General features: G+C 66.8%; 4 protein-coding genes and 2 pseudogenes. All 6 read left to right on the top strand.

Annotated features, from left to right (window positions below; all coding sequences use genetic code 11):
* Nucleotides 1–198 (top strand): annotated as a pseudogene (locus tag ACTIFS_RS21670) (ABC transporter ATP-binding protein); the annotation flags it as partial.
* Nucleotides 191–931 carry an ABC transporter ATP-binding protein gene (locus ACTIFS_RS21665; protein ID WP_439576200.1) on the top strand — a complete coding sequence of 247 codons (741 nt, stop codon included), beginning with the start codon at nucleotides 191–193 and terminating at the stop codon, nucleotides 929–931. The pseudogene ACTIFS_RS21670 and the gene ACTIFS_RS21665, both read left to right, overlap by 8 nt.
* Nucleotides 932–1,059: 128 nt before the next feature.
* On the top strand, nucleotides 1,060–2,214 hold the full coding sequence (locus ACTIFS_RS21660; protein ID WP_439576201.1) for an ABC transporter substrate-binding protein: 1,155 nt from the start codon (nucleotides 1,060–1,062) through the stop codon (nucleotides 2,212–2,214).
* A 61-nt stretch (nucleotides 2,215–2,275) separates the two neighbouring features.
* Entirely contained in the window at nucleotides 2,276–3,163 is an 888-nt protein-coding gene (locus ACTIFS_RS21655) for a branched-chain amino acid ABC transporter permease (RefSeq protein WP_439576199.1), read from the top strand.
* The gene (locus ACTIFS_RS21650; protein WP_439576198.1) at nucleotides 3,163–4,161 is read left to right on the top strand and encodes a branched-chain amino acid ABC transporter permease; all 999 of its coding nucleotides are present in this window, start codon (nucleotides 3,163–3,165) and stop codon (nucleotides 4,159–4,161) included. Before ACTIFS_RS21655 ends, ACTIFS_RS21650 begins: the two co-directional genes overlap by 1 nt.
* 150 nt (nucleotides 4,162–4,311) lie before the next feature.
* Nucleotides 4,312–4,910: pseudogene (locus ACTIFS_RS21645) on the top strand (hypothetical protein); the annotation flags it as partial.

Below are 4,910 nucleotides of genomic sequence, written 5' to 3'. Positions count from 1 at the left end.
ATTGCCGAACTGATCCGGTCGGTGTCGGCCAACCGCACGATCCTAATGGTCGAGCACAATCTCTCGGTGGTCGCCTCGCTGTCGGATACGATCACGGTTCTGGCGCGCGGCCGGGTGCTGGCCGAGGGCGACTATGCCACGGTGTCGAAGGACCCGCGGGTCATTGAGGCCTATATCGGCGGGGTGGGGCATGGCTGAGACCATGGAGATGGATCGTCCGCGTGCCACCGGCGCCGCCATGCTGCAGGTGAAGGACCTGCACGCCTGGTATGGCGAGAGCCATGTGCTGCACGGCATCAATTTCGAGGTGGGGCAGGGCGAGGTCGTCACCCTCCTCGGGCGCAACGGCGCCGGCAAGACGACCACGCTCAAATCGATCATCGGCATCATCGGCAAGCGCACCGGCGCGGTCGTCTTTCAGGGCCGCGAGACCATCTCGATGGTGTCGCGGGACATCGCCAAGCTCGGCATCGGCTATGTTCCGGAGGAGCGCGGCATCTTCTCCTCGCTGTCGGTCGAGGAAAACCTGATGCTGCCGCCCAAGGTGCGGGACGGCGGCCTGTCGGTGGACCAGATCTTCGAGCTGTTCCCCAATATCAAGGAGCGCCTGTCCAGTCAGGGCACCAAGCTGTCGGGTGGCGAGCAGCAGATGCTGTCGATCGCCCGCATCCTGCGGACGGGTGCGAACTTCCTTTTGCTCGACGAGCCGACCGAAGGCCTCGCGCCGGTCATCATCGAGCAGATCGGGCGAACCATCGCCCGGCTGAAGCGTGAAGGCTTCACGATCATCCTTGTGGAGCAGAACTTCCGCTTCGCCCAGACGGTCGCCGACCGTCACTATCTCGTCGAGCAGGGCCGGGTGGTCGATATGATCCCCAATGCCGAACTCGATCAGAATATCGACAAGCTGCACGCCCATCTGGGTGTGTGAGCTGCCCAACAACAAGAAAATCAGACGCCCCTGTATCTGGAGGAGACACCATGACCAGCTTCAAACTGAACCGCCGCCACGTGATGGCCGGCGCTGCCGCGACCGCATCTGCCTTCAGCGTCCGCTCGATGGCACAGGCCCAGCAGCCTATCAACGTCAAGATCGGCGTGCTGAACGACCGTTCCGGCCTCTATGCCGACCTCACCGGTGAGGGTTCGGCCATCGCCGCCCGCATGGCGGTGGAAGATTTCGGCGCGGCCGCCAAGGGCCTCAACGTCCAGATCGTCTCGGCCGACCACCAGAACAAGCCGGATGTGGGCGCCAACATCGCCCGTCAGTGGTACGACAATGACGCCGTCGATGCGATCGCCGACGTTCCGACCTCCTCGGTGGCCCTGGCCGTCAACCAGATCACCCGCGAGAAGAACAAGATCCATCTCAATTCCGGCGCAGCGACCTCGGACCTGACGGGGGCCCAGTGCTCGCCGAACACCGTCCACTGGACCTATGACACCTACATGCTGTCGCAGGGCACGGGCGGCGCCATGGTGAAGGCGGGCGGCGACACCTGGTTCTTCCTGACCGCCGACTATGCCTTCGGCCATGCTCTGGAGCGCGACACGATGGCGGTCGTGCAGCGTCAGGGCGGGCGCGTCCTCGGCACCGTGCGCACGCCTTTCCCGGGCACGGACTTCTCCTCGTTCCTGCTGCAGGCCCAGGCCTCGCGCGCCAAGGTCATCGGCCTCGCCAATGCCGGCGGCGACACGGTGAACTCGATCAAGCAGGCGGCCGAGTTCGGCATCACCGCAGGCGGCCAGAAGCTCGCCGGGCTGCTCGTCTTCGTCATGGACGTGCATGCCCTCGGCCTGCAGACCGCGCAGGGCCTGGTGCTGACCGAGACCTTCTACTGGGATCTCAACGACAGCACCCGCGCTTGGTCGCGGCGCTTCGCTCCGCAGCGCGCCGGCAACATGCCCACCATGGTGCAGGCTGGCGTCTATGGCGCGACGCTGCACTACCTCAAGGCGATCGCGGCGACGAAGTCCAAGGACCCGGCGCAGGTCATGGCCTGGATGAAGGGCAACGAGACCGATGACCCGCTGTTCGGCAAGGGCACGATCCGGGCGGACGGCCGCAAGCTTCACCCAGCCTATCTGTTCGAGGTGAAGAAGCCCTCCGAGTCCAAGGGCCCGTGGGACTATTACAAGCTGCTGGCGACCCTGCCGGCCGAGGAGGCGTTCCGGCCGCTCAGCGCCAACGCCTGCCCGCTCGTCCGTTCCTGATCCGACCAGCATCCGGGGCGCCGCAGGTCGGCGCCCCGCTTCTCTCCGGGATCCGCAGTCCATGTTCGAGCTCTTAGGCATTCCGCCCCAGGCCCTTTTCGGACAGCTCCTGTTGGGGCTGATCAACGGCTCGTTCTACGCCATCCTCAGCCTCGGGCTGGCGGTGATCTTCGGCATGCTGAACATCATCAATTTCACCCACGGCGCCCAGTACATGATGGGCGCGTTCATCGCGTGGATGCTGCTCAACTGGCTCGGGCTCGGCTATTGGTGGGCCCTGGTCCTGGCGCCCGTGGTCGCCGGCGTGAGCGGGGTGATCATCGAACGAATATTCCTGCAAAGGCTCTATCACCTCGACCATCTCTACGGGCTGCTGTTGACGTTCGGCCTCGCGCTGATCATCCAGGGCCTGTTCCGCAATTACTTCGGCTCGTCGGGCCTGCCCTACCAGATCCCGGACGAACTGCGCGGCGGCCGGAACCTCGGGTTCATGTTCCTGCCCAACTATCGCGGCTGGGTGGTGGTGGCCTCGCTGGTCGTCTGCCTTGCCACCTGGTTCATCATCGAGAAGACCCGGCTTGGCGCCTATCTGCGTGCCGCCACCGAGAACCCGACCCTGACCCAGGCCTTCGGCATCAACGTGCCGCTGCTGATCACTGTCACGTATGGCTTCGGCGTCGGGCTTGCCGCCTTTGCCGGCGTGCTGGCCGCCCCGATCTACTCGGTCAATCCGAACATGGGTGCCGACCTCATCATCGTCGTCTTCGCGGTGGTGGTCATCGGCGGCATGGGCTCGATCATGGGGGCCATCGTCACCGGGTTCGGCCTCGGCATCGTCGAGGGACTGACCAAGGTCTTCTATCCGGAGGCGTCGGCGACCGTGATCTTCATCATCATGGCCATCGTTCTGCTGGTGAAGCCGGCCGGCCTGTTCGGGAGGACCGCCTGATGGCCGATTCCACGATCCGCTCCGCCGAGCCGGCCCTCGATCCGGTTGTGGCCGAAAAGTCGAATGCCGCGCTGCACCGCTCGATCTTCATCGGCCTGGCCGTGCTGCTGGCCTTCCTGCCCTTCGTTCCGGTGATCGGCTACCCGTTCTTCCTGATGAAGGTTCTCTGCTTCGCGCTGTTCGCCTGTGCCTTCAACCTCATGCTTGGTTATGGCGGGCTGCTTTCGTTCGGCCATGCCGCCTATTTCGGCCTTGCGGCCTATGTCTCGGCCTATGTTGCCAAACATTGGGGCCTGTCGGCCGAGCTCTGCATCCTGCTCGGCACGCTGTCGGGCGGCGTTCTGGGTCTTGCCTTCGGCGCGCTCGCGATCCGTCGGCAGGGCATCTATTTCGCCATGATCACGCTGGCGCTCGCCCAGATGGTCTATTTCTTCTCGCTCCAGACGCCGAAGTTCACCGGCGGCGAGGATGGCATCCAGGCCGTGCCGCGCAACGCGCTCTTCGGCATCCTGCCGATCAGCGACGATCTCTCTGTCTATTACCTGATCGCGGTCATCTTCATGGCCGGCATCCTGCTGATCTACCGCATCATCCACTCGCCCTTCGGACAGGTGCTGAAGGCGATCCGCGACAACGAACCCCGCGCCATCTCGCTCGGCTACCGCACGAGCCAGTACAAGCTGGCCGTCTTCGTGCTGTCGGCGACGCTGGCGGGCCTTGCCGGTGCCACCAAGTCGGTGGCGGTGCAGCTTGCCTCGCTCACCGACGTCCACTGGTCGATGTCCGGCGAGGTCGTGCTGATGACGCTGGTCGGCGGCATGGGCACGGTGTTCGGGCCAATCGTCGGCGCGGCCGTCATCATCTCGATGCAGAACTTCCTTGCCGGGCTCGGTGCCTGGGTGACCGTGGTGCAGGGCGTGATCTTCGTCATCTGCGTGCTGCTGTTCCGCGAGGGCATCGTCGGCGTGATCGCCAAGCTGATGCGCCGGCAGCTGTGATGCGGCGCCTGAACGGCGGCTTCGGCTGTTGTTCAGGCAATTGCCGCCTTCTCCCCGCGCAGTGGTCCTGATTGTGCCGCCTTTGCCGGATGCCCTAGCTATCTGGTGCGAAGGGCTCCAATGCGGGGCAAAGCTTTCCGGGAGACGACGATGACCAGGATGAAGGCGACACTGCTGGCGGGAACTGTCCTGCCGTGGATGGCGGCAGGCGGCTTCGCCGAGGCGCGATCCCCGGCGGGCGACATGCCGGTGCTGATGGCGCAGGTCCAACTGGCGCAGGCACCCGACCCCAATGCTCCCCGGCGGCCCGGACAGCCCGCGGGCCAGCGCCCCCAGGGCGCCGCGCCCGGCCAGACCCGACCGGCCGCCCCTCCTGCGCAGGCCCGGCCGGCGCCGCCTCCCGCCCAGCAGCGCGCACCCGCCGTCACTGCGCCCACCCAGCCGCGTCCGCCGGTTGTCACCCAACCCCGCGCCCCCACCGCGCCGCAGGGCGCGCGCCCCCCGGTCCAGGCCCAGCCGCAAGGCGCGCGCCCCCCCGTCCAGGCCCAGCCGCAGGGCGGGCGTCCGTCGGTCGCTCAGCCCCCGGCCGGTCAGCCCGGCGCGCCGGGCCGCCCCGCTTTCGGCCAGCAGCGTCCCGGTCAGCCGCCGGCCGCGGGCCAGCCGCAGCGCCCCGGTCAGCCGCCGGCGTCGGTCGCTCAGCCCCCGGCCGGTCAGCCCGGCACGCCCGGCCGCCCGCCGGTCGCGGGCCA

It is taken from the genome of Phreatobacter sp. (assembly GCF_051860605.1).
GTDB lineage: Bacteria > Pseudomonadota > Alphaproteobacteria > Rhizobiales > Phreatobacteraceae > Phreatobacter.
The sequence above is the reverse complement of the archived record's forward strand: the minus strand, read 5'-3'. Positions and strand labels throughout refer to the sequence as shown.

Excerpts from the sequence above, each read along its gene's own strand:
- ACTIFS_RS21650 (WP_439576198.1), top strand. The coding sequence starts at position 3,163 with ATGGCCGATTCCACGATCCGCTCCGCCGAGCCGGCCCTCGATCCGGTT.
- ACTIFS_RS21665 (WP_439576200.1), top strand. The coding sequence starts at position 191 with ATGGCTGAGACCATGGAGATGGATCGTCCGCGTGCCACCGGCGCCGCC.
- ACTIFS_RS21655 (WP_439576199.1), top strand. The coding sequence starts at position 2,276 with ATGTTCGAGCTCTTAGGCATTCCGCCCCAGGCCCTTTTCGGACAGCTC.
- ACTIFS_RS21660 (WP_439576201.1), top strand. The coding sequence starts at position 1,060 with ATGGCACAGGCCCAGCAGCCTATCAACGTCAAGATCGGCGTGCTGAAC.